Source organism: Alteribacter natronophilus (assembly GCF_006007885.1).
Taxonomy (GTDB): Bacteria; Bacillota; Bacilli; order Bacillales; family Salisediminibacteriaceae; genus Alteribacter; species Alteribacter natronophilus.
In genome coordinates this window covers 405,569-430,382 of the sequence record NZ_VCRO01000001.1, presented here as the reverse complement: position 1 = coordinate 430,382, position 24,814 = coordinate 405,569, and the positions used below count along the sequence as shown (strand labels likewise).

Here is a 24,814-nt window from a genome sequence, read left to right as displayed (position 1 = left end):
ACTTATTCCCCCTCTTTCCATATCTGTTTTCCGTCAAAAACCGTCAGTACAGGCCACCCGGTCAGTCTTTCTCCCATAAACGGTGTGTTGGTTCCTTTTGAAACAAAATCCTCTTCTGCCACCTGTTTTGCTTTTTCAAGATCGATGACCGTAAATTCTGCCGGCCCTCCTTCTTTCAGCCGGCCATACGGCAGCTGAAATACATCGGCCGGCTTTTCAGTCAGCCAGCTCACAAGGCTGCCAAGATTCATCTGTCCTGTTTTCACCATTTTCGTGTAAAGAAGCGGGAAAGCCAGTTCCAGTCCCGTGATTCCAAAAGGAGATTCCTCCATTGGCTGCGATTTCTCCTCCTTTGTATGGGGAGCATGGTCTGTCGCGATCGTATCGATCGTGCCGTCAAGAAGTCCTTCAATCAGTGCCCGGCGATCTTCCTCACTTCTTAAAGGCGGATTCATTTTGTAGTTGGCATCATTGCCCGGAATATCATTCTCCGACATGACCAGGTGATGCGGCGTGACCTCGGCTGTTACGTGTATGCCTGCTTTTTTCGCGTCCCTGATCACTCTGACACTTTCCTTCGTACTTACATGACACACATGATAATGGGCGCCGGCGGCTTCTGCGAGGAGGACATCCCTTGCAATATGAACCGATTCACAGATGCTTGGAATCCCCGGTATATTCAGAGTTTCAGAGATTTCACCTTTATGTACAGAGCCTCCATTAATGAGGGAATTGTCTTCACAGTGAGCCACAACAGCTTTGTTCAGGCCGGCAGCTTTTTTCATTGCCTCAAACATCCTGCCGGCTTCCTGAACACCCACCCCGTCGTCGGTAAAAGCGAGTACGCTCTCTGCAATTCCATCAAAATCCGAAAGTTCCCTGCCGGCTTCCCTCACGGTAATCGAGCCGTATGGAAGTACCCGGATCCGGGCATCGGTATCAATTTTTTCAAGAATCCGGCTGACATTTTCCCGGGAGTCCGGCACCGGACGGGTGTTTGGCATGGCTGCCACTGTCGTAAATCCTCCTTTGGCTGCTGCATGGGTTCCCGTGGCGATTGTTTCCTTCGCCTCTCCTCCCGGCTCTCTTAGATGTACATGAATATCCACAAAACCCGGTGTAACAAGCATCCCTTTCAGGTCAACAGTACGGTCTCCAGCGGGAACCTCCCCCTGGGTAATGGATTCGATTGTTCCTGTGTCTTCGTTAACGACGAGTGAGACAGTGGTCTCTGAATTGACGAGCATGGCGTTTTTATATACAGTCTTCATTTTGCTTCCTCCTTCAGTTTCAGGGCATGTGTAAGTACGGCTTTTCGAACGGCCACTCCGTTTGCCATCTGTTTAAAAATCCTCGACCGGCTGCATTCCACGAGTCTGTCTGCAATTTCAACATCCCGGTTTACCGGGGCAGGATGCATAATAATCGCACCCGGTTTCATCGCTGCTTCCCTATTCTCCGTAAGACCGTATCTGGCATGATATTCCTCTTTTGTCCAGTCAGCCGTCCCGTCGTGGCGCTCGGTCTGGATTCTGAGCATCATCATCACGTCTGCAGTTCTGACCGCTTCATCCATTGATACGAAACTTCCTTCTGTGATCGTGTCATCCATCCATTCTGCAGGGCCGGAAAAAAGGACTCTTGCCCCGAGCTTTCGAAGAATCCCGGCATTTGTCCGGGCGACTCTGCTGTGACGGATATCGCCGCAGATCACGACCGTGAGATTCTGAAAGAAAAGGAATTCCTGCTGAATGGTGAGCAGATCGAGCAGGCTCTGAGTCGGATGATCTCCTGCTCCGTCACCTGCATTAATTACCGGAATCGTCACCCCTTCAAGCTGTTCGTAGTATTTCTGTTCCGGGTGGCGTATCACCGCAGCGTTACAGCCGATCGCTTCGAGTGTTTTAACAGTATCGTAAAGCGTTTCTCCTTTTGTAACGCTTGATGTGGCAGCATCAAAGCTGATGATATGGAGCCCAAGTTCGTGCTCGGCTTTTTCGAAGCTGACTTTCGTTCTTGTGCTCGGTTCAAAGAACAGGTTTGCCACTGTAGCGTTGATCGTTTCGTTCGCCATTTCTCCTGCTGCAAAACGGCCTGCTTCATAAAGGATTGTATCGAGTTCTGTTGCACTCAGGTCTTCCAGTGTGCGCAGCTGAAACATCCGGTTCCCCTCCTGGCTTTATATTTATTTTTTTCCCCACTGCAGATTCGCAATCCCGATCGGGTCCCGGGCCCAAAAAAGCACCCCGGCCGAGGCCGGGGTGCTTCTGCGCAGACAGCGTGTGTATACAGGTGTCCCGTACATACACTGTGTGCGCTGATTACCCTTCCGAGCCTCTCCGGACCTGGTTAAAGGATGAATACTCCGGGCATTCGGGGAGTCCCGCTCCCCGGTTATGCCGCAGATTCTTTTTTCTTCTGTTCACGCTGCTCCTGCTCACTTTCATCAAACATGGCCTGTTCATCGATGTTCTGCTTTTCACGGCCAGGCAGAATCAGGTTGAGGAGAATCCCGGCGATTGTGGCAATTGCCATGCCGGAAAAGTCGGCTGCTTCGTTTACTTCGATTCCGATTCCGAGAATAAGGATGACTGAAGCGATAATCAGGTTGCGCTTCTGGCCAAAGTCCACTTTTCTGTCCACCATCATTCTCATCCCGCTCGCTGCAATGATCCCGAAGAGGAGGATCGATACGCCGCCCATGACCGGTACGGGGATAGTACTGATCAGAGCACTGACTTTCCCGACGAAGCCGAACATGATGGCGATAACCGCTGCTCCGCCGATGACGAACACACTGAAAACTCTTGTGAGGGCCACAACGCCGATATTTTCACCGTATGTGGTGTTTGGAGGTGCTCCAAGAAGGGAGGAAAGAAATGTTGCCACCCCGTCTCCCATTATCGAACGGTGAAGACCCGGTTTCCGGATGAAGTTTCTGCCCGACACTTTACTCAGGACCATCTGATCCCCGATGTGTTCTGCCAGTGTCACGAGAGCAATCGGTGCCATAATCAGCACAATCGCCCAGTTGAGTTCCGGCGTATATGTGACAAACGGTACCAGGAAATCAGGCGCGGCAATCCAGGATGCTTCCCCTACCGGTGCGACATCCACAAGCCCCTGAGTCCAGGCGAAGGTATAACCGCCCGTCAGACCAATCAGGATCGGAATGAGCCCAAAGAACCCTTTGAAAAATGCCGCAGCTGTAAGAGTAATTGCCAATGTCACGAGGGCAACCGTAAACAGTCCCCCGCTGAATTCCCCGGTTCCCTGATCGTTCATGGCCATATCCACTGCCACTCCGGCAAGTCCAAGACCGATGACTACGATTACCGGACCGACTACAATTGGCGGAAGGAGCGTCATAAGCCAGTTGACCCCGGTCGCTTTGATGATCAGGGCCACAATGCCGTAAATCAGTCCTGCGAAGAAGCTTCCGATCATCGCTCCTTCAGGTCCGCCGAGGCTGATTGCGGCAATCAGCGGCATTATAAAGGCGAATGATGAGCCTAGGTAGGCCGGGATCTGCCCGCGCGTAACTGCGAGGTAGGCCAGTGTCCCAAGTCCGCTTGATACGAGTGCCACTGCCGGATCGAGCCCGACAAGCATCGGAACTAAAATAGTTGCTCCGAACATGGCAAATAAGTGCTGAAGACTTAACACAATCCATTTATCCAACCGTGGAATTTCGTTGATATCTACTGTCTGCTGTTCTCTGTTTTTCATCGTCTGTACCTCCTCTTTTTCTGCAAACAAAAAACCTCTTTGTGCCCAAAGAGGTATCGTCCACTCCGCATAAAGATCCATGCGGGAGGAGTGTACCCCTTCCTGGCCTCACGGGACCAGTTTAAAGGGAGGTTTTCTGCTGTATGACTACTTCGTCTCTGCCGTCGACTTCACTGAGCCGGGCTTCCACCACTTCCGATTTGGAGGTGGGGACATTTTTACCGATAAAATCCGGACGGATTGGCAGTTCACGGTGGCCTCTGTCAATCAGGACCGCAAGCTGTATCTGTGCCGGGCGGCCAAGGTCGATGAGGGCATCAAGTGCAGCCCTTACTGTCCGGCCCGTGTAGAGAACATCGTCTGCAAGAATGACCTTTTTGTCGGTGATATCCGCAGCGATATCGGTTCCTCTCAGTTCAGGTTCGTCGTCCTCTGTCTTTACAGTCAGGTCGTCACGGTAAAGTGTGATGTCCACTTCTCCCACTTCAATCGGACGGCCTTCAATTTTTTCGATTCGTTCGGCAAGACGTTTGGCAATGTAAATGCCCCGCGTTTTAATACCTACGAGAATGCAGTTATCAATGCCTTTGTTACGTTCAATGATCTCGTGTGCGATCCGGGTCAGGGCCCGGTTTATCGCCTGTTCATCAAGAATGCCCTTTGTCACTGCTCCGCACCTCCTGTCTAATGATCAATTGAATTCCGGACGGTATAAAAAATCCTCCCGCCCGGAAACCGGATGAGAGGATCTGTTTACATCTGCAGAAAAATTTACACTTCCGGATTTTCTCCGGCAGCAGGTGCAACACGTTTCCTTCCCAGCCTCTCTGGACTGTATTAAAGGGTGTCTGCTTTTTCTTTTGTCTTCGTCATTATGGCACTCTTTAAAGCTGCCGTCAACCCATTTCTTTCTTAAGCTGCTCCAGACACGCTTCCATATCCTCAGGAATCGGTGCTTCAAACGACATAAATTCGCCTGTACGCGGATGCTTAAAACCGAGAACAGCGGCGTGAAGTGCCTGTCCGTCAATCGGGTACGGTGCTTTTTTTCTCGGACCGTACTTCGGGTCTGCCAGAATCGGGTAGCCGATATATTTCATATGGACGCGGATCTGGTGGGTGCGGCCCGTTTCCAGTTCACATGTCACATACGTGTGGTTTTTAAAACGTTCCATCACGTGAAAATGCGTAACAGCATCCCGGCTGTTTTTTTCCGTCACTGTCATGTTCTGACGCTCATCCGTATCTCTTCCGATCGGAGCGTCAATCGTACCTGAATCATGGCTGATGATCCCGTGGACAATCGCACGGTACTCCCGCTTTGTTGTTTTGGCCTTAAGCTGACTTACAAGGGATTCATGAGCCTGATCGTTTTTTGCCACCATAAGAAGGCCCGATGTATCCTTGTCGATCCGGTGTACAATACCGGGACGAACAACGCCATTGATTCCGCTCAGGTCACTGCAGTGGTACATAAGACCGTTAACAAGTGTACCCCCAGTGTGCCCGGGAGCAGGGTGAACCACCATACCCCTCGGCTTATTTACGACAATGACATCCTGATCTTCGTAAACAATATTTAAATCAAGGTTCTCAGGCGTTACATCAAGTTCCTCAGGCTCCGGCTCCTCGAGGGTAATCCGGTCACCTGTCTGGACTTTATATTTATTTTTCACATCACTGCCGTTTACTTTAAGATGTCCTTCATCAATAAACTGCTGGATCTGAGATCGTGAAAACGTCATAATACCTGCCAGTGCCTTATCGATACGCTGTCCCTGATATTCTTCGGTAATTACGGTTTCATGTTTAGTCATTTTTTTTCTCCTGCTTCCTGTCTTCTATAAATACATACACGATGAGCATCCCGACACCTATAGTCAGAGCCATATCCGCCACGTTAAAAATCGGAAAATTGTAGGTCCCGATATACACATCGATAAAATCAACCACCTCATTAAAAAGAAGGCGGTCAATGAAATTCCCAATGGCACCACCGAGAACCAGACCCAGACTGGTCCCGAACAGCGGGTTGTATTTACCCTGTGTCTGTATGTAGTAAGTGACAAATACGAGAACAATGGCGGTCGCAATGTAGAAAAGCCACATCTGCCCCTGAAGAATACCGAACGCAGCGCCGGCGTTCCGGTGGGAGGTCAGATGGAATACATTTTCAATAATTGGAATTGATTCGCCCTGCTCCATTCTCTGAACAACGATCCACTTTGTAATCTGGTCAAGTACAATGATGATAAGAGCAATTGCATAGTACATAATCGCTTTCAAAATACTGCCTCCATTCCCCACACGTGTCCTTATGCATTTTAGCACACGAAAAGCCGGTGCACAATAAAAGGAAGAGGCTGGTCATGGCTGCCTCTTCCTTTATGCGGGTCTTACTCTTTGTCCCGGTCGGGCTCTGAAGCACCATCCATCAGGCTGCTTACGTAATGGGCGTAATGCTCGTTTCTCTCAAACGTAACGCTGTCCTGCCCGTGATACCCGTCCAGCCCGGTGGAAAGAAACCCTTCAAGCTCATCCACATAACCCACCAGCTCCTCGGAGGCTTCAATTCCCATCTCATCGTACACACCGTCGATTTGATTGAAGCTGCTGACTGACTGAAGGCTGTCTTCTGCATCAAATTCTGTTTCCGTGTCATCCCCGTCATAATTGTAGCGGTCAAATCCGCCAAGTACATCTTCCTCAGCCGGTCTGTCAAAATAAACAGCATCCTGCTGTCTCCGGTCAGCCGCTTCCACTGTTGTTCTGGCAAGCGGATTGGCTTCCAGCCGTTCAAGAGGAATCTGCTCCCCGCTCTGTTCACAGACCCCGTACGTTCCCTTCTCCATTTTTTCAAGGGCATGGTCAATCTCATTCAGGTGATTTTTTGCCTGATTGAGAAGTGCGGAATCCTTGCTTCTTTCAAAAAGTTCGGATCCGCTGTCTGCAGGGTGATTGTCGTAGGCCGACAGCTCACCTGTCCGGTCCCGCATGGATGCATCAAGCCCGTATTTTTCCGCATAGGCGAGATGCTGCAGCACCTCTTTCTTTTCGTTTATCAGATGTGTTTTTAATTCATCGTATTTCTGGTTCATTTCCGGCTCCTCCTTCCGGCAGTAATGCCGTTCATCATTATTTTTACCCGCTTGTGAACGGTTAGCCGGTGCATTATTTACTAAGGCAGGAAGAAAGGAGGCGGAGCCTTACGAAGAGGCCTGGGAATGTTCGCTGCTGAAATATACGCCAAAGAAAAAGTGCCCCGGCTTTTGCCGGGACACCATAACCTTATGAGTAATGCTTTTCAACGACGTCGGCACAGTGGGCACACAGGCCAGAGTGAGTGTCATTTTCGCCAACTGTACGGCTTACCGTCCAGCAGCGCTCGCATTTCTCTCCTTCTGCCGGTGCAATTGCAACGCTGAGAAATTCATACGTTTTTGCCTCGGCAGGTGCTGCATCTTTACCTTTTTTCACTTCTGCTTCCGATACAATGAGAAGGCTGCTGAGCTCAGGAACGGAGGACAGTAGATCGTAGTCCTCTCCGTCGGCATAGACAACAGCTCGGGCTTCAAGTGATTTTCCGATGACTTTTTCGCTGCGTGCTTCTTCCAGTGCCTTGAGCACGTCGTCGCGAAGATCCATAAAACGATCCCACTTTTTCTTCAGTTCATCTGCCCCTGCATACGTTTTAACCTCGGGCATATCCGTCAGCTGCACGTTTTCTGCTTCTTTAGCCGGCAGGTGTTCCCATGCTTCGTCAGCTGTATGGGAGAGAATCGGTGAAAGAAGCTTCAGAAGACTGACGAGAACTTCATACATAACAGTCTGGATTGAACGGCGTGCCTCGTCATCTGCTCCTTCAATGTAAAGGGTATCTTTTGCGATATCCATATAAAACGAACTCAGATCAATCGTACAGAAGTTGTGCACTTTATGATAAACCTGGGCAAACTGGTAGCTGTCGTAGGCGCCTTTTACATCTTTTGTCAGGTCGCTGAGTTTCACGAGCATATAACGGTCGACTTCGGAGAGATTCTCCTCTGCCACCGAATGTACGGCCGGGTCAAAATCGTGAAGATTTCCAAGGAGGAAGCGGAAAGTGTTACGAATTTTCCTGTACACTTCTGCAACCTGTTTCAGGATGTTATCCGATACCCGCACATCTGCCTGATAGTCCACAGAAGCGACCCACAGGCGGAGAATATCGGCACCGAGCTGATTCATGACTTTGTTTGGAATGATCACGTTTCCGACACTCTTACTCATTTTGCGTCCTTCGCCGTCAAGAGTGAATCCGTGACTTACAACCGATTTATAAGGCGCTTTTCCGGTGACCGCTACAGCTGTTGAAAGGGATGAGTTAAACCAGCCTCTGTACTGGTCGGAACCTTCAAGATACACATCAGCCGGCCGCTGAAGATCGTCGCGCTCCTCAAGAACGGACTGGTGGGATGAGCCTGAGTCAAACCAGACGTCCATAATGTCCATTTCCTTTGTATACGTGCCGCCGGGGCTGTGCTCGGATGTAAAGCCTTCTGGAAGAAGGTCCTTTGTTTCCCATTCAAACCAGATGTTTGACCCGTGCTCCCGGAAGAGGGCTGACACATGATCAATCGTTTCATCTGTAATAATCGGCTCTCCGTCTTCCCCGTAAAAGATCGGGATCGGAACTCCCCACGCACGCTGACGGGAAATGCACCAGTCTCCACGGTCACGGACCATATTGTAAAGACGGGTTTCGCCCCACTTAGGCAGCCATTCCACATTGTTGATTTCGCGGAGGAGATCTTCGCGGAAATCCTTAATGGATGCAAACCACTGCGCTGTGGCCCGGAAAATTACCGGTTTTTTTGTACGCCAGTCATGAGGATAAGAGTGCGTCATGAAGCTCAGGTTCACAAGTGCACCTGCTTCATCCAGCTTTTCTGTAATCGGCTTGTTTGCTGCATCATAGAAAAGTCCTTCAAATCCAGGTGCCTCTTCGGTCATAACACCTTTATCATCCACCGGACAGAGAACGTCCAGGCCGTATTTCTGGCCGACGATATAGTCATCCTCACCATGGCCGGGTGCTGTATGAACACAGCCGGTACCTGCATCAAGGGAAACGTGGTCCCCGAGTACGATCAGGCTTTCCCTGTCATAAATAGGATGTGACGCTGTTACGTTTTCAAGGTTCTGACCTTTCACCGTTTTTGTTACAGATACGTTTTCCCAGCCTGCTGCTTCTTTTACAGAGGACAGCAGTCCTTCGGCAACAATGTATTTTGTACCGCCCACATCTGCCACAACATAATCAAGATCCGGGTGAAGAGCAATGGCAAGGTTTGCCGGAATTGTCCACGGTGTTGTAGTCCAGATGACAAACTTCTCGTCTCCATCGAGTACACCTTTTCCGTCTTTCACATCAAAAGATACATAAATGGAAGGAGAGCGTTTGTCTTCATACTCGATTTCCGCTTCCGCCAGTGCAGACTCAGAAGATGGAGACCAGTAAACAGGCTTTTTCCCTTTATAGATATAGCCTTTTTTAGCCATATCCCCGAATACACGGATCTGCTGAGCTTCGTATTCATGGGTAAGGGTAATATAAGGATTATCCCAGTCTCCCCGGACACCGAGGCGTTTGAACTGTTCACGCTGGCTGTCTACCTGGCTGAGAGCGTATTCTTCACACTTTTTCCGGAACTCTGCAACCGTCAGTTCCTTGCGCTTTACTTTCCCTTTCTTCGTAAGAGCCGTTTCAACCGGAAGACCATGAGTATCCCAGCCCGGGACGTATGGGGCGTGAAAGCCGGACATGGATTTATACCGGACAATAAAATCCTTTAACACTTTGTTCAGTGCGTGCCCCATATGAATGTCCCCGTTGGCATACGGAGGCCCGTCATGGAGAACGAACAGCGGGCGTCCTTTCGTCCGTTCCTGAACCTGTTCGTACAATTTGTTCTCTTCCCACTGCTGCTGCATCCCGGGTTCCCTGTTAGGCAGGTTTCCGCGCATTGGAAATGCCGTTTTCGGCATTAAAAGCGTTTCTTTATAATTCATGACTCTGCTCCTCCTTAAAAAAGCGTCACTGCTTTTTTGGTTGATCTGTCTTCTTCTACCTGATCGTTTTTTCCTGAAATTACCTGAACACAAAAAATCCCCGCCCCAAGATAGGGACGGAGATTAATCCGTGGTACCACCCTAATGAACAGACAGAAATGGTCCGCTCACTCCAGGCATTCGTAACGTGAATGATCCGACACAGCCTACTGCCGTTAAGGTTCGGTGTGTAACTCAGGGGTGATCTTCAGCAGATGCATCAGGCCGGACTTCCACCATCACCGGCTCGCTTTTACTGATTCACATCAGCCTACTGTCCCCGTCATTGTTTTTTTCTATTACAGTATGTTCAGCTGTCATTATTGTCAGACCTGAAAAAAATTATAAGGCAACTTTGTAAAAAGCGCAACCTTCAGACGTTTATCCTCTGATTTGCCCGGCAGGTTCCTCTTCAGGTTCCTCGATATCTTTTGCCAGCTCATCCCAGTCATCGGATGAAAGCATCTCAAGCTGGGCTTCGAGAAGCATTTTGAATCGCGTCCGGTACACTTTGGACTGTTTTTTCAGTTCTTCTATTTCGAGTGCAATCTTTCTGGATTTGGCAAGGGATTCGTTAATAATGCGGTCGGCATTTTTCTCTGCCTCACGGATGATGAGCTTCGCTTCCTTGTCAGCACTCCGTTTAACATCCTCTGCGGTTTCCTGTGCTACGAATATGGATTTATTAAGGGTTGTTTCCAGATTGGAAAAGTGCTCAAGCCTCTCTTCCAGTTCATTTACCCGGTCGTAAAGCTCTTTTTTTCACGGATCACCAGTTCATAATCCTTGATTACCTGATCCAGGAATTCATTTACTTCATCTTCGTCATACCCTCTGAACCCGCGGGTAAATTCCTTATTATGAATATCAAGCGGTGTAAGTGGCATAATAGTGCACCTCCATTGGATGTTGTTTGCATTATGTATTTATCCTTTATTCGACAAAGACGGACGCGATTCCTTCTTTATCCATGTGTTTTTTAAAAGGCTCTATTCTGAAGGATATCCTGCCAGGAGTTTGATTTTATCTTTTTTTGTTCTGCCTTCTTCCTCAAACAGTCTGGCTCTTCCTTTTCCTCTTAGTGAAATCATGTCACCCGCCTGAAGCTGCATGGACGGGTCCTTCGCCACTTTCCAGTTCACTTTGGCCATCTCACCTTCAATAAGGGCTTTTGACTTTGCACGTGAGAGATTAAACAATTCCGCCGCAACGACATCAAGACGCATGGAGGAGACCGTGAAGGTCACTTTCTTCCACTTTACTTCGGGTACGGCCATTTCTTCAGCAGGCTTTTCGCTAAGCTTAACGGAAGCTTTACCGACTTTTGTAAGGTTCATTTCAGCAAAAGGAGCAATATCCGCTGCGCATACGAACTGGATCCGCTCACCATTCTGAATAATATCACCGAATTTCTCACGCTTAAGCCCTATGTTCATAAGTGCACCAAGTACTTGAGGATGCCCGATGGTGACGAATTTGGAAGGGTAGTCTATTTCAAAGAGAACCACCTCATAATCAGCCGGTTCAGGCACATAATAATCAGGATAAAACAGGGCTCTCTTCCGTTCAGTATCAGGATGGCCGCCGTAAAACGAGACGCGCACATCGCTCCCGGTTCCGGTAATGCTTGCGGCGATTTCCTGCTGTCTCGGATCCAGAAAACCGGTCAGTTTAGGGCTGTACTGGTCAATTACCTGCTGTTTCCAGCCTGCTGCCTGATCTACAAATGCATGCTCTTCCCTGCGAAAATGCTGATAAATGGACACCGGATCACAACCTCGGTAAAAATTAATGTTAAAACAACGCTGTATTCGAAAAAATTGTTGTACTATGACGCTGCAGGCGGACGCTTTCCGCGGGCAACGTTACGAAAACAGCATAAAACGATGAAAACAGGCGCCGCTTTATGCAGTGCGCCTGTCTGATTACAGCTTAGAAATACTGGGCAAGCTGCGCAAGCCCCATGCGTGCAAAGTAGAGCGTAAGCATGGCGACGATTGGTGAAATATCAATCATGCCCATAGGCGGGATAATATTTCTGAACGGAGTCAGAAACGGTTCCACAAGTCTGCCCACCATCTGACCGAAGGCGCCTTCACGGAGGTTCGGTACCCAGGACATAAAGATGTAGATAAACACAAGAATCGTGTAAAAGAACAAAAGTGTGTTCAGTAAGCTAAATAGTGCTCCCATTCAAGTTCACCTGCCTAAAAGTTCTGTCTGTCTTCTGTTAGTATTTCGGAAATGGACCCGGATACGTCAACATTATCGGGAGTGCAGAGGAAAATGTTAACGCCGAGTTTCTGAATATCTCCACCAATAGCATACACTGTTCCGCTTAAAAAATCGACGACTCTTTTTGCCTGATCGTGGTGGATTCTCTGCAGATTGATAACAATAGCTTTGCGGTTTTTCAGATGATCTGCTATATCCTGCACTTCATCATAGCTGTGTGGTTCAATCAGCATCATCTTTGCCGCACTTGACTGCTGGACACTTTTCAGTGAAACAACGTTCCCTTTTTCTTTTTTATCCTCGTAAACGGGTTCATGCCGCTGGGGTTCCTCGTATGTTTCCTTCGTTATTTCTTCTTCTGTATATTCGTCATCGAGTTCAAAAAAGCGTTTAAATTTTGTTTTCATTCCCATAGCTTTTTCCTCTCCTTTTCGATGAATTCAGGACGTTCCTACAAGTGCGGAGCCGATTCTTACAAAAGTGGCTCCTTCTTCCACAGCAACTTCAAAATCACCACTCATGCCCATACTGAGTTCACGGCACGGGGCATGGGGATAGTTCCGTTTTTCAACTTCGTCCCTTAGTTCACGCAGTTTACTGAAGTACGGCCTGACATCCTCGGGGTTGTCCACAGCAGGAGCCATCGTCATCAGTCCAACGACCTGAACAGCAGGATATTCCCTCAGGCTTTGGATAAAAGCCATGGTTTCGTCAGGACTGATGCCGGCTTTGGATTCCTCACCTGATACATTCACCTGAACAAAACACTTAAGCGGCTCAGGCCCTTCGCTGCGTTTTTGAATTTCCTTTGCTAGTGACAGCCTGTCCAGGGAATGCAGATAATCAAATCTGCCGATCATCCGCTTCACTTTCCTGCTCTGGAGACTTCCAATAAAATGCCATGTCCCTCTATCCGGAAAGGCGTCTCTTTTTTCAGCACCGCCTTCAACCCGGTTTTCCCCAATATGGCGAATGCCGGCATGGAGTGCTTCACGCGTCCGCTCAAGGGAGACATACTTTGTAACTGCCACGACGTTTACCGCTTCCGGCTCCCGTCCTGTTTTTTCGCAGGCGTGTCGGATTCTCTCCTGGATGGAGAGAAAGTTTTCTTTTACTCCCAAGGCACGCCCTCCTTTCTCCTGTATGTGCCAGTTCGTTATTCCTTTTCCCGCATGCCGGCAAAACTCATCATCCGGCCGGTCCGCCCCTGATCGCGGCGATAGGAAAAGAATAGACTGTCTTCGGTGTATGTACATAAGCTGCTTACATAAATCCGGTTTTCACCCACTCCGGCAGAAAGAATCAGCTGTCTGTTCACTTCTTTCAGGTCAAGACGGTACCTGCCGCTTCCGCATGATACGGCTGCCTGTGAAAGATCGCTTACCGGAAGGGAATCCAGCCTGTCCTTCACACGGCTGTCCACTTCATAGCACCCGCCTGATATGGAGGGACCGATTGCGGCGTGGATATTTTTACGTTCAGCTCCGGCCTGCTCAAAAGCTTCCAGCATATTGCCGGCGATGTTCTGAGCCGTACCCTTCCATCCCGCATGGGCAAGTCCAATCGTTTCACTGACCGGATCAAAAAAGTACAGAGGGACACAGTCCGCATAAAAACTAGCCAGAAGTATGCCCTTTTCCTGCGTGAACAGCCCGTCTGTCTGTTTGAGTGCAGTGTCCTGACTTAAAGCACCGGACTTTTTGTGAGCCGACGTAATTTCCGCCACCTCTCCTCCGTGCACCTGTTCCCCGGCGACCCAGTTTTCCAGCGGGAAACCTGTTTCATTGGCGAGACGGTGACGATTTCCCAGCACGGTTTCGGGACTGTCTCCGTTATGAAGGCCGAGATTCAATGTATCGAACGGCGGCTTTCCCGTCCCGCCGTTGCGTATTGTAAACCCGGTTACAGCAGATGAAGCAGCTGACGCCCGGGAAAAAGCCGGCAGGGACAGAAAAAGAGGTGAACGCGATGGTGTAAACGGTTCTGGTGAGCTCATTTTCGCCCCCCTTTTCACTGTTTCTTTTTATTCTACCATTTTTTTCACCACTGCGGAACAAAGGGGACCCTTTTTATGTCGTATCTCCGCTGTTTTGGGGAAGATAATGGCTGTCCGTAAAATTTCCGTCGTTATAACGGACAAGAATTACATCTGAACCGATTTTGACTACATTATTCCACGGTATGACGATCTCCTGTTCCTGCTTGCCGAAAAAAGACATCATCTTTCCACCGCCAATAACAAAGGCTTCCACACGTCCGGTATTAAGGTTAATGTCAAGATCACTGATATGGCCGAGCAGCCGTCCATCTGCCAGATTAACAATGTCCTTGGACTGAATATCCGATATTTTCAGCACTGCAATCCCCTCCCGTTCTACTCCATTGTATGCCGGCGGTAAACGGGTTATGTTCGGGGCAGGAGATGGTAAAACAAGCGTTCGATATGGTTTTACAAACACAGCAGCTGATTCGCCCGTTTAACGGAGCCCTCTGAAAAAGTCTCTCATCCAGCACAAAACAAAAAAACCTGCACAGGGCAGGTTTATTCTTTTGCATGCTTATTCATCTGCTGGATCGCTGCTTTTTCAAGACGGGAAACCTGAGCCTGGGAAATGCCGATCTCATCAGCCACTTCCATCTGCGTTTTCCCCTGGAAAAAACGCATATCCAGAATTAACTTTTCCCGGTCATTAAGTCGGATCATCGCTTCCTTAAGCGCTATCTCCTCAATCCACTGGGAATCTTTCTGCTTGTCATCACTGATCTGGTCCATTACAAAGATCGGATCGCCGCCATCGTTGTAGATCGGCTCAAAAAGGCTCACCGGATCCTGGATGGCGTCGAGTGCAAAAACAATGTCTTCTTTAGGTACATCCAGCACCTTGGCAATTTCCTGAATCGTCGGTTCCCGGTCACGCCGTTTTTCATTCATGAGCGTATCACGGATCTGCAGTGCTTTGTACGCAATATCCCTGAGGGATCTCGATACCCGGATCGGGTTGTTATCACGCAGATAACGTCTGATTTCCCCAATAATCATCGGAACTGCATACGTTGAGAACTTTACGTTCTGGCCTAAATCAAAATTGTCGATTGACTTCATCAAACCGATACAGCCGACCTGAAACAGGTCGTCCACATACTCGCCGCGGTTATTAAAACGCTGAATTACGCTCAGCACAAGACGGAGATTTCCATTCACAAGCTTTTCCCTTGCTGTGATATCACCGTTCTGCATTTCTTCAAACAGAATGCGCATTTCCTTGTTCTTTAGAACGGGCAGCTTTGATGTATCCACACCGCAAATTTCAACTTTGTTCCGTGTCAATGCCTTCCCTCCCAACAGGAGCTGATGTACAAAATTCAGTATCTCCTCAGGAGGGAAATTTATGCAGAAATTGCTTCTCTGAAAATTTACACTTTCTTAATCAGCGTGCCGGGCCCGCATCGTTACACCATTTTATTAAATTCTTTCCGCAGGCGTTTAATAATTCTTTTTTCCAGACGTGAAATATAGGACTGGGAAATCCCAAGCAGATCAGCTACATCCTTTTGGGTTTTCTCCTCGCCCCCGGCAAGTCCAAAACGAAGCTCCATGATCTGTTTCTCCCTGGCTGAAAGTGTCTCAAGCGCCTTAACGAGCAGCTTCCGGTCCACTCGGTCTTCGATGCCGCGGGTAATAATATCCTCTTCAGTTCCCAGGACGTCGGACAGGAGCAGTTCATTTCCATCCCAGTCAATATTGAGCGGCTCATCGAATGATACTTCCGAACGGATTTTATTGTTGCGCCTCAGATACATCAGAATTTCATTTTCAATACAACGGGAAGCGTAGGTGGCGAGCTTGATCTTTTTCTCAGGATCAAATGTATTGACTGCTTTGATAAGCCCGATCGTACCGATGCTGATGAGGTCTTCAATGTTAATGCCGGTGTTCTCAAATTTTCTGGCAATATAGACAACCAGCCGCAGGTTACGTTCAATAAGCATTGATCTGACTGCTTCATCCCCACTGGGGAGCTTTTTTAGAAGATGTGCTTCCTCCTCTTTTGTAAGAGGCGGAGGCAATGCTTCACTGCCTCCTATATAAAAGACTTCATCGGATTTAATGCCCAGTTTAATGAGAAGTTTATACCACCAGAGCTTCGCTTTCATCAGTAAAATCCTCAACATCATTCCTCCCCTTCGCATCATGCCGGTGACTGTTTCCGTTCCTGAAACATCCCCGGGTGAAGTATACATTCATAGTCACCGAGTGAACTCAGCGGTGAATAGCTCAGACCGATTAAAACACGGGTACAGTCAAACGCCTCTTTTTCCCCATCAGGAAATACCGTAACGAGATCAGGTTTAAGGCACCACAGGAACTGGTGACCGCCGGCGACGGTCCTGTAGGGCACAAGTGTCATAGCGTATTCTTCGGCACTTCGGAAATCAGTGATACTCTCGGTTCCCTTCTCTGTAAATTGCACAAGTTCATCAGGGAATGAGTCTTTAAGCTTCGTCATATCAATAATCATGACCGGTCTTGAGGAAATTGGATCCTTTAGCTGATTCCCGCTGTCCACAAATCCTTTAAGCTCAAGATCAATTCCCCTTGTACGAATCCGGACTTTCATAATTTGATCGAAACGGATTTTTGCCGTTTCAATTCCTCCGATTGATTTTCTGGAAAAATACCAGACAGCCGGAAATCCCAGTACGACGAACAGCCAGCTGGCGGGACTTCCAAATCCGTTCAGGCGGGTGGCAAACGTATCGTTTATGATCAGGATTTCAGTGGAGAAAAACGCATGGGCAGCAATAAGCCCTCCCCCGGTCATAAAACTCACAAAATAAAACATCATCCAGGCTTTGCAGAAAGGTTTAAAACCTTTGAAGCCGAAAGTGCTCCAGACTATAACAGCGGAGTAGACAATCTTGAACAGTGGTGAGGCAGCAATATGTGCAGCAGGAGAAAAGAGAAGAAATAAGTACAGTGATGCAATGAACGCACCTCCGGCCAGCCTTTTCTTCGTAACCCCCCTTTTCAGGGCAAGCGCGGTCAGTGCCAGGAGCATCCAGTCAACAAGAAAGTTGAGAAGCCAGATTACATCCAGGTATAACGTCATCAGATCCCCTCATTAAAAGGTGGAATTTGAAAACAGTATAGCTTATGAGCGGCTGTAAGTCTGTCACTTTTTGGAATCCGCGTCCGTGTAATTTTGATTTTTTTTCAGTGTATTTGTCAGATTCCATTATGCCTCCATTTCATGCCTCAATAATCCTAATAAATGTTATAAGAAGCTCATTTGGTAAAGCTGTTATCGGATAGATTGTTATTTTATTCCTCTGCAGTACACAAAAAAGGATGCTCCGTCAGGACGGCTGCTCAGCAGACGTTCAACGGTGCATCCTTATTTATGATCTGTTACTGATTATTAGCGGCGGCGGCGGTTACGGAGAAATGTCGGGATATCAAGGGAATCTCCCTCTTCTTCGTAAGGCTGTCGCTGGTTTTTGTTTGAAGCCGGCTGCTGCTCACGCTGTTCACGCGGTGGTTCCTCGAATGAAGGCTGTGCCGGCTGCTGCTGAGGCGGCTGCTCCTGACGAGGCTGGGAAGGTGCTTCGCGGCGGGCAGTGTTATTCAGCTGCTGACGCGGCATGCCGGGACGCTCTTCCGCATCTTCGAATCCGGTGGCAATAACCGTTACCACAATTTCATCTTTAAGGTTTTCGTTAATAACGGAACCGAAAATCATGTTTACTTCACTGTCGGAAGCAGAAGAAACGATTTCAGCTGCTTCGTGAACTTCGAACAGGCTCAGGTTTGCTCCGCCTGTAATGTTCATCAGTACGCCCTGAGCTCCGTCAATGGATGTTTCAAGGAGCGGGGAGCTGATTGCTTTTTTGGCTGCTTCAGCTGCACGGCTTTCCCCTGTGGCAATACCGATTCCCATCAGGGCTGAACCTTTTTCGCTCATAATTGTTTTCACGTCGGCGAAATCAAGGTTAATCAGACCGGGAACGGCAATCAGGTCGGAAATACCCTGTACACCCTGGCGAAGAACGTTATCCGCTTCACGGAACGCTTCAAGCATAGGAGTATTTTTGTCGACAATTTCAAGAAGACGGTCATTCGGGATGACAATCAGTGTGTCCACTTTTTCCTTAAGTGCACCGATCCCGCTTCCTGCCTGTGTCATACGCTTACGGCCCTCAAATGTAAACGGACGGGTCACAACCCCTACTGTAAGTGCGCCCAGGTCCTTTGCAATTTCGGCAATAACAGGCGCTGCACCAGTACCGGTTCCACCGCCCATTCCGGCTGTGATAAAAACCATGTCGGCTCCGCCAAGCACTTCTTCAAGCTGCTCACGGCTTTCCTCCGCCGCCTTTTTTCCGATATCAGGGTTTGCCCCTGCGCCAAGACCGCGTGTAAGCTTGCCGCCAAGCTGAAGTTTTTTCTCGGCTTTTGAAAGGTGAAGAGCCTGTGCGTCCGTATTGACCGCAATAAATTCCACACCCTGCAGGCCGTTTTCAATCATACGGTTCACGGCATTGCTTCCTCCACCGCCGACACCGATTACTTTTATCGTAGCTAACTGCTCCATGTCCATCTCAAACTCTAACATTTACGATCCCCCAATCTATCATGCTTCACATGATCATCACTTTTTGGTTGTGAGCTTTGCTGCTCTATGTGTACCGGCAGTCTCCTATTCAAAGAACACTTTAAACAGTTTTGAGACGCGTTTCTTTACCCCCGGCTGGTCTTTCTGCTTTTCCTGTTCGGGCTGCTGTTTCTGCTTCTGCTTCTGCTGTTTCTTAGCCGAACGTTCCTGTCTTTCCTCTGCCGGATCATGGTTCACCTGTGCCACACCTGCAGCAATTTCCTTACCCTGAATTCTGGCACTCCGGTGGGCATAATGGATCAGTCCGACACCATTTGTATACTGGGGTTCTCTTACACCGATATAATCGGGAACCGCCATACGGACGTTTTTCTGGAGGACTTCCCGTGCAAGTTCGAGAACTCCCGGCATTTTCGCCGTGCCGCCGGTCATGACGTAGCCTCCTGAAACGTCTTTAAATCCGAGTTTCTGCACTTCTTTATGAACTAACCCTAACATTTCCTCCATACGGGGTTCAATAATTTGTGCCAAATCTGCCTGGGAATATTCCTGAAGATCGTCACTTCCAATCTCGGAAACTTCGAAAAGTTCATCATCCGAAGCATGGTCAATATAGGCACAGCCATACTCCTTTTTAACTTTTTCCGCTTCCGAAGTCGAAGTACGCAGGCAGATGCTGATATCATTTGTAATGTGATCTCCGCCGAATGGCAGTACAGACGTTCCCTGCAGTACATTATTTTTAAACACTGATACCGTGATCGATCCTCCGCCTATGTCAACGAGTGCGCAGCCGAGACTTCTTTCATCCTTAAGCAGGGCAAAAGAACCGGCAGCTAGAGGCTGAAGGGCAATGTCTGCAATATTGAGTCCGGCTTTTTCCACACAGCGCAGCAGGTTATGTAACATCGTTCTGGATGCTGTGATGATCGTACCTTCCATTTCCAGTCGCACACCGATCATGCCGCGCGGATCATTGATTTCATCAAGTCCATCAACAATAAACTGTTTGGGATGAACATTGACAATTTCCCGTTCAGGGGGCACAGAAACCACTTGTGCAGCATCGATTACCCGGATAATGTCCTCATCACCGATCTCACGGTCCTCACTGGAAACAGCAACCACTCCATGACAGGGCTGGAGCTGTATATGATTGCCGGATACTCCGACGATAATATTTTCCACTTTCAGACCTACCATCCGTTCGGCCTTTTCCACCGCCGACCGGATCGAGCGGACCGTTTCATCGATATCGACGATCGACCCTTTTCTGATTCCTTCTGATTCTGCCTCTCCTACTCCGATAATATTAAGTGTTCCATTGGACATTTCGCCGATAATTACTCGGACTGTAGATGTGCCGATGTCCAAAGTCACGTACGTATCGTGGTTGTTCATTCTCTGGCACCTCCTTCAATTCCTCCGTCTATGACACACCGGTCAGTCCGGTGCTTCATTTTTAATAATCTCTGTTAAGACCGGCCGTACCACAGGCCTTTTATCCGTCCTGGATGCAGCTGCTGACTCTGCAGTGTAAATGCAGTCCCGCAGGCTGCAGAACAGGAGTAAAAGTACGGGTAAAACCACCTTACCTTAAAGATTGGCAAGTACACAATGTATTCCACATCTTTTTGACATTCCCTCTTTTTTTCCGGTATTTTCACAGATAAATTAAGGGAATGGGTCAGGCGGATTTCCTTTCCCGGTACCGGCTCCATTTTTCAAGCAGAATTCTTCTGATTTGGGCAAGGTTGTTAAACAGTCTTACCCCGAATGCAAAAACAGCTGCTAAATACAAGTCTACACCAAGATGGACACCTAGAAAAGCCAAACCCGCGGCTAAAATAATATTTGTGAAGAATCCTGTCAAAAAAACTTTTTCCTCAAAAGTTTTTTCAAGGTGGGCCCTGATTCCACCGAACAATGTGTCCAGTGCAGCAAGTACCGCTATGGACAGATAACTCGAGTAGGCATCCGGTACCCGGAAACCTGTAGTAAGCCCCAGCAGAATCCCGATGAGCAGACCGGCAATCGGAAGCCACATATTACGATTCCTCCTTAACAGGCTGCATGTAGCGGACCCGCATTGTCTGGTCATAGCCGGGAAGCGTCAGTTCACTTACCTGGGTTACCGTCATTTCAAAATTCTCATACTGCAGAAACTCCCTTACAGCTGAAGTCATCATGTAATGATACAGCTGATCGGGACGATCCGTCAGCACCCTCACCTGAAGCGGAAAGGAAGCAATTCTTCTGCTGTTAACATGAGTCATACCCTGAATCTCACGTACCGGTGTCGTTGATACTATTCGCTGGGAACCGACGGCAATGTCCTTCGCACCGTAAATATTCAGCTCATTTATAAGCATTCTTACAAGCTCTGAAGGTACAGTACGAATTGCCCCGCCGTCATACCCTTCTGAAAAGTAAGGCTTTAATTCCACAATGATTCCCGGCCCGCTCACATCCGTGAGCCCTGCTTTCTCTCTCAGATCCATCATGGCCTCTTCCATGACAGCCTCTGGATCACTTCCTCCGGTAAGTTCCGAAAGAATATGTTCGTGTCTCAGCACTTCTTCCTCCAGTTCCTGCTGCCTTTCCTTTTCAGCAGTAAGTTCCTGTCTTAACTCCATTACAGTTCTAGTATCCCTTACCTCGGACTCCCCTGTGGAGTGATACAGAACTGCAGCCATAAACCCGATGATGACAGTGACAAATGTAAAAACGGAAGCGGGATTTTTCATGACTGCACGTCCTCACTGTCATCAAAATCAGGATCCAGTATAATGTTATTCTGTTTCTGTATGCGCACTTCCACGTTTTCGGACACAAGACGGTCCCTTACACCACCGTTGAGGTTAAGTGCAAGTTCAAGCTGTTCGCTGTCCCCGATAGCCGTTATTACAAAGGGGGCAAAAGAACGGTCTCCATCGATTTCAATAACCGGTCCGATACACTGTATGTAAGACTGATGATTGATCCGCCGGCCGTTTACAGCAACGGCCTCTGCACCTGAAACAAAAAGTTCATCAATCACCCTCTGCACGTGCTCTTCATGAACGATGAAACTGTTTGCATGCTGGTCTTCAGGCACATAGTCAGCATCGTCAAGCCTCACTTCAATTCCTTCACCCTGAACGGCCACTTCACCGGTCAGCATCCTGAGCTTGTCCATATCCTCCACCAGGTTGAAATAACGGCGCTCACTCGCCGCGGTCTCTTCTTCCGCAAGGGACAATTCAGACTGGAGACTGCGCAGTTCCTCTGTAAGTTCGCGGTTCGCCTCCTGCTGCATGATAATCTGGTTTCTCAGTTCATCCTCCACTTCAGGCTGTGATGAAAAGTCTGCCGATGACCGGCTTTCCATCGTCAGCTGAAAGGAAAATGCCAGAATAAACCCGGTAAAGAGAAGGACAAAGGAAAGAATCACATGACTACCCTTCACTTTCAATTTCTTCTTCCTCCTCGGTACTTTCACTTTCAAAGCTTTCAAAATATGGAGTCATCCTCATATGAATAATTCCTGCGGCTCCTGCTTCGAGCTGATCCGCGACAGCAGGGTAGGGAAGGATCCGTTCGGAGAAATTACGCATGGTGGAATGGACTTCAAATCCGTCTGTCATAAAAACGACCAGTCTTACAGGGTCATTCTCTGCCGGTTCCAAATGAACTTCGGCGATCCTCCTGTGAAGACTCGGGGGCAGTTTCCGCAGTTCCGAAGCCATTTCACGGAGCTGTTCCCCTTCGGAAAAATTATATACAGCGGGAGCATCATACGGCTGCACGTCCCCGTCTGTTTCCGTCAGAACCACGCCGGTTTCAAGCATTGGCATAAATGAGCCCTGCTGTTCAATATAAGCGACTCTCCCATACTCCCTTACATCGATTACAACTGTATTAGGCAGCCTTCTTGACAGGCTGACACTGCTGATCTCAGGGTGTTCCTCGAGTGCAGCCGTAATACTCTGTCTGTCATAACGCCAGATACTGACTTCGTCAAGGAGACCTGATATCTCAGTAATTAAATCATTACTGACATGGGTGTTCCCCTGCACCTTCACTGATTTCACCTGACTGAACGGAGACTGAAAATAAACGACAGCCATCATGAGGAGAAAGAAAATACTCACATAGACAATCAGTCGCCTGTTGGCAAGCTGCCTTCTGCGTTCCTTTATCGTAGGTATTCTGCCTTCAATATCCACAACTTTTTTATCCATGTTCTCCCCTCCTCCCATTGATGCACAAGACGCCTCACTGCATTTTCTGTCAGCAGAAAGGCCTCCTTTACTTCCATTTCAGTCACAGTAGTATGTATACTCGCCGCCACTTACCAGTCAGGACGCTCCTGTCTTTCATTTAGACTGTGTTCGTATAGATTGTTGTTATTGACCAAATTAATTATGCAGCGAAAGGCGGCGACTCCAGCGGGAACAGCATCAGCTGCGAGCGTTACATCCTGTAATTGCTTCGAGCTGCTTCGACGCATACAGCCTCGTAAATTAACTTGCAGAGGAAGAAGCAGAAGGACTTCTCCGGCTCGCTGAAGTGATGCCCGCGGCATAGAAGACACCGTGAAGCATGAACGGATGTCGCACTTGTGCCTGTGGTGAAAGCGTCCGCCTGCAGCGGAATAAAACAACAATCTTTCCGAAAACAGCTTTCATTTATGATTTATTCCTATTTTCAGAGATTTAATGACTTCTTCTCTTTTTCGCTCCCGCCTTCACAGAGGCGTCTGTGAAGCTCTTCTGCCACCACTGACCCAGGCAGAAACACATGGGACAGATGCGCTTTTGTATTCTTTTATTATAGCTCAAAAGCATTAATCATGATATGAGATAAGAAAAATGTGGAATATTTTTTTCCTGTATATTTCTACACGAACAACTGTCAAAAGAACGGCCAGCCTCTTGGTTTATGGCAGGTTGTGTCAGGAAAAGGAAAAACGGCCATGCACCGGGCATGGCCGTTTTCGGCTAACCTCTTGAGTATCTGCTGATACTGAGCAGTATACCTACCGAAGAAAGCATCAGCGTAAGCGACGAACCTCCGTAACTGAGCAGCGGCAGCGTAATTCCGGTAACAGGCATTAGACCGGTAACTACTCCGACGTTGATCATCACCTGAATCGCGATCATACCGATAACGCCGGTAGCCAGAAACGTTCCGAACAGATCCGGTGCATGAAGAGCAATCCTGAGACCTCTCCAGAGGAGGATCGCAAACAGCAGCAGAACAAAGGTGCCTCCGATAAAACCAAGCTCTTCTGCCAGAATGGCAAAAATGAAGTCGGTCTGCGGTTCGGGTAAATAAAAATATTTCTGCCTGCTTTCCCCAAGCCCCAGCCCCATAAGACCGCCTGGTCCAATGGCATAGAGTGACTGAATAATCTGGAACCCGCTGCCCAGGGGATCCTGCCACGGATCAAGAAAAGATACGATCCGTTTTAAACGGTACGGAGCTGACAGAATCAGACCAACCAGGCCTCCCACTCCCAGCAGTCCCAGTACAGCAAAGTGGGAAATTCTTGCTCCCGCTACAAACAGCATGACCACACATGTAAGAACCATAACCATGCCGGTCCCAAGGTCCGGCTGAAGCATAATGAGTGCAAAAGCCGTCATTACCAGACCAAGAGTGGGAAACAGGCCTTTCTTCCATGTGGTGACGTGTTTCTGTTTCTCCGAAAGAAACTTTGCCAGAAACACAATCATGGCCATTTTCATAAACTCGGAGGGCTGTATGGAGAATGCGCCGACTCCAAGCCAGCTCTGTGCTCCACCCCTTACAAGTCCGACTCCGGGGATGAGAACAAGAATAAGCAGACCGAAACAGATGATAAGAAGCACTTTTGCCCACGAACGCCAGGACCAGTAATCGATCTGCATCAGGAAGAACATAGCTGCAAGACCGAGACCGGCAAAAAACAGCTGACGCTTCAGAAAGAAGAAGGAGTCATTGAATTTGAAGTCAGCCCAGACAGCGCTGGCACTGTGCACCATAATCATACCGGCTGCGAGCAGGGCAAGCGTTGCGGCAATCAGAATAAAATCAGGCGTAGTTTTTGTTTTCGGCAATAGAGACACCCCAGTTCCGTCCATCTACTACCGATTGTATTCGCCTGACTGGACAAACAT

The 24,814-nt window shown here is 48.5% G+C and carries 24 protein-coding genes, 1 pseudogene and 1 other annotated feature; all 25 genes and pseudogenes read right to left on the bottom strand.

Translation table 11 applies throughout. The annotated features are described in order from the left end of the window. Positions 1 to 2: 2 nt before the first annotated feature. The 25 genes and pseudogenes from pyrC to spoVE all read right to left on the bottom strand — a co-directional run bounded on the left by pyrC (position 3) and on the right by spoVE (position 24,754). The gene (pyrC, locus tag FGB90_RS02220) at positions 3 to 1,274 is read right to left on the bottom strand and encodes a dihydroorotase (protein ID WP_138808939.1); all 1,272 of its coding nucleotides are present in this window, start codon (positions 1,272 to 1,274) and stop codon (positions 3 to 5) included. Next, positions 1,271 to 2,164: an aspartate carbamoyltransferase catalytic subunit gene (locus tag FGB90_RS02215; RefSeq protein WP_138808938.1), complete on the bottom strand. Its 894-nt coding sequence runs from the start codon at positions 2,162 to 2,164 to the stop codon at positions 1,271 to 1,273. Before FGB90_RS02215 ends, pyrC begins: the two co-directional genes overlap by 4 nt. 233 nt (positions 2,165 to 2,397) lie before the next feature. Further along, the gene (locus FGB90_RS02210; RefSeq protein ID WP_138808937.1) at positions 2,398 to 3,732 is read right to left on the bottom strand and encodes a solute carrier family 23 protein; all 1,335 of its coding nucleotides are present in this window, start codon (positions 3,730 to 3,732) and stop codon (positions 2,398 to 2,400) included. A gap of 121 nt (positions 3,733 to 3,853) precedes the next feature. Continuing rightward, complete coding sequence (gene pyrR / locus FGB90_RS02205; RefSeq protein ID WP_138808936.1) at positions 3,854 to 4,399, bottom strand: bifunctional pyr operon transcriptional regulator/uracil phosphoribosyltransferase PyrR; 546 nt, start codon at positions 4,397 to 4,399, stop codon at positions 3,854 to 3,856. A 229-nt stretch (positions 4,400 to 4,628) separates the two neighbouring features. Next, complete coding sequence (locus FGB90_RS02200; protein ID WP_138808935.1) at positions 4,629 to 5,549, bottom strand: RluA family pseudouridine synthase; 921 nt, start codon at positions 5,547 to 5,549, stop codon at positions 4,629 to 4,631. Further along, positions 5,542 to 6,009, bottom strand: a complete 468-nt coding sequence (lspA, locus tag FGB90_RS02195; protein WP_138809940.1) for a signal peptidase II — start codon at positions 6,007 to 6,009, stop codon at positions 5,542 to 5,544. Before lspA ends, FGB90_RS02200 begins: the two co-directional genes overlap by 8 nt. A gap of 119 nt (positions 6,010 to 6,128) precedes the next feature. Then, the gene (locus tag FGB90_RS02190) at positions 6,129 to 6,830 is read right to left on the bottom strand and encodes a TraR/DksA C4-type zinc finger protein (RefSeq protein WP_138808934.1); all 702 of its coding nucleotides are present in this window, start codon (positions 6,828 to 6,830) and stop codon (positions 6,129 to 6,131) included. Positions 6,831 to 7,020: 190 nt separating this feature from the next. Beyond that, a complete protein-coding gene (gene ileS, locus FGB90_RS02185; protein ID WP_138808933.1) occupies positions 7,021 to 9,783 on the bottom strand; it encodes an isoleucine--tRNA ligase in 2,763 nt (920 codons plus the stop codon). A gap of 109 nt (positions 9,784 to 9,892) precedes the next feature. Further along, positions 9,893 to 10,118, bottom strand: a binding site (T-box leader). A gap of 85 nt (positions 10,119 to 10,203) precedes the next feature. Beyond that, positions 10,204 to 10,709 (bottom strand): annotated as a pseudogene (locus tag FGB90_RS02180) (DivIVA domain-containing protein). Between the two features lie 102 nt (positions 10,710 to 10,811). Continuing rightward, the gene (locus tag FGB90_RS02175; protein WP_138808932.1) at positions 10,812 to 11,588 is read right to left on the bottom strand and encodes a YlmH family RNA-binding protein; all 777 of its coding nucleotides are present in this window, start codon (positions 11,586 to 11,588) and stop codon (positions 10,812 to 10,814) included. A gap of 166 nt (positions 11,589 to 11,754) precedes the next feature. Next, positions 11,755 to 12,015, bottom strand: coding sequence for a YggT family protein (locus tag FGB90_RS02170; protein WP_138808931.1), 261 nt, complete (start codon positions 12,013 to 12,015; stop codon positions 11,755 to 11,757). 14 nt (positions 12,016 to 12,029) lie between these two features. Then, positions 12,030 to 12,470 carry a cell division protein SepF gene (locus FGB90_RS02165; protein ID WP_138808930.1) on the bottom strand — a complete coding sequence of 147 codons (441 nt, stop codon included), beginning with the start codon at positions 12,468 to 12,470 and terminating at the stop codon, positions 12,030 to 12,032. 27 nt (positions 12,471 to 12,497) lie between these two features. Further along, complete coding sequence (locus FGB90_RS02160; protein ID WP_246056021.1) at positions 12,498 to 13,178, bottom strand: YggS family pyridoxal phosphate-dependent enzyme; 681 nt, start codon at positions 13,176 to 13,178, stop codon at positions 12,498 to 12,500. A gap of 35 nt (positions 13,179 to 13,213) precedes the next feature. After that, a complete protein-coding gene (gene pgeF / locus FGB90_RS02155; protein WP_138808928.1) occupies positions 13,214 to 14,053 on the bottom strand; it encodes a peptidoglycan editing factor PgeF in 840 nt (279 codons plus the stop codon). 73 nt (positions 14,054 to 14,126) lie between these two features. Further along, the gene (locus FGB90_RS02150) at positions 14,127 to 14,414 is read right to left on the bottom strand and encodes a YlmC/YmxH family sporulation protein (protein WP_138808927.1); all 288 of its coding nucleotides are present in this window, start codon (positions 14,412 to 14,414) and stop codon (positions 14,127 to 14,129) included. A gap of 185 nt (positions 14,415 to 14,599) precedes the next feature. Further along, positions 14,600 to 15,427 (bottom strand): RNA polymerase sporulation sigma factor SigG, encoded by an 828-nt coding sequence (sigG, locus tag FGB90_RS02145; protein ID WP_210237228.1) that lies wholly within the window; start codon positions 15,425 to 15,427, stop codon positions 14,600 to 14,602. Positions 15,428 to 15,507: 80 nt separating this feature from the next. After that, positions 15,508 to 16,230, bottom strand: coding sequence for an RNA polymerase sporulation sigma factor SigE (gene sigE, locus FGB90_RS02140; RefSeq protein ID WP_438502678.1), 723 nt, complete (start codon positions 16,228 to 16,230; stop codon positions 15,508 to 15,510). A gap of 17 nt (positions 16,231 to 16,247) precedes the next feature. Next, positions 16,248 to 17,168, bottom strand: coding sequence for a sigma-E processing peptidase SpoIIGA (spoIIGA, locus tag FGB90_RS02135; protein ID WP_138808924.1), 921 nt, complete (start codon positions 17,166 to 17,168; stop codon positions 16,248 to 16,250). Positions 17,169 to 17,477: 309 nt separating this feature from the next. Then, positions 17,478 to 18,671: a cell division protein FtsZ gene (gene ftsZ, locus FGB90_RS02130; RefSeq protein WP_138808923.1), complete on the bottom strand. Its 1,194-nt coding sequence runs from the start codon at positions 18,669 to 18,671 to the stop codon at positions 17,478 to 17,480. Positions 18,672 to 18,755: 84 nt separating this feature from the next. Continuing rightward, positions 18,756 to 20,072, bottom strand: a complete 1,317-nt coding sequence (ftsA, locus tag FGB90_RS02125; RefSeq protein WP_138808922.1) for a cell division protein FtsA — start codon at positions 20,070 to 20,072, stop codon at positions 18,756 to 18,758. Between the two features lie 286 nt (positions 20,073 to 20,358). Beyond that, a complete protein-coding gene (locus FGB90_RS02120; RefSeq protein WP_138808921.1) occupies positions 20,359 to 20,718 on the bottom strand; it encodes a small basic family protein in 360 nt (119 codons plus the stop codon). Position 20,719: 1 nt separating this feature from the next. Further along, a complete protein-coding gene (locus FGB90_RS02115; RefSeq protein ID WP_138808920.1) occupies positions 20,720 to 21,418 on the bottom strand; it encodes a DUF881 domain-containing protein in 699 nt (232 codons plus the stop codon). Further along, positions 21,415 to 22,119 (bottom strand): DUF881 domain-containing protein, encoded by a 705-nt coding sequence (locus FGB90_RS02110; protein WP_306419225.1) that lies wholly within the window; start codon positions 22,117 to 22,119, stop codon positions 21,415 to 21,417. Before FGB90_RS02110 ends, FGB90_RS02115 begins: the two co-directional genes overlap by 4 nt. Next, positions 22,109 to 22,894, bottom strand: a complete 786-nt coding sequence (locus tag FGB90_RS02105; RefSeq protein WP_138808918.1) for a cell division protein FtsQ/DivIB — start codon at positions 22,892 to 22,894, stop codon at positions 22,109 to 22,111. The genes FGB90_RS02110 and FGB90_RS02105 overlap by 11 nt, the downstream gene beginning before the upstream one ends. Before the next feature lie 759 nt (positions 22,895 to 23,653). Further along, the gene (gene spoVE, locus FGB90_RS02100) at positions 23,654 to 24,754 is read right to left on the bottom strand and encodes a stage V sporulation protein E (protein ID WP_138808917.1); all 1,101 of its coding nucleotides are present in this window, start codon (positions 24,752 to 24,754) and stop codon (positions 23,654 to 23,656) included. Positions 24,755 to 24,814: the final 60 nt, after the last annotated feature.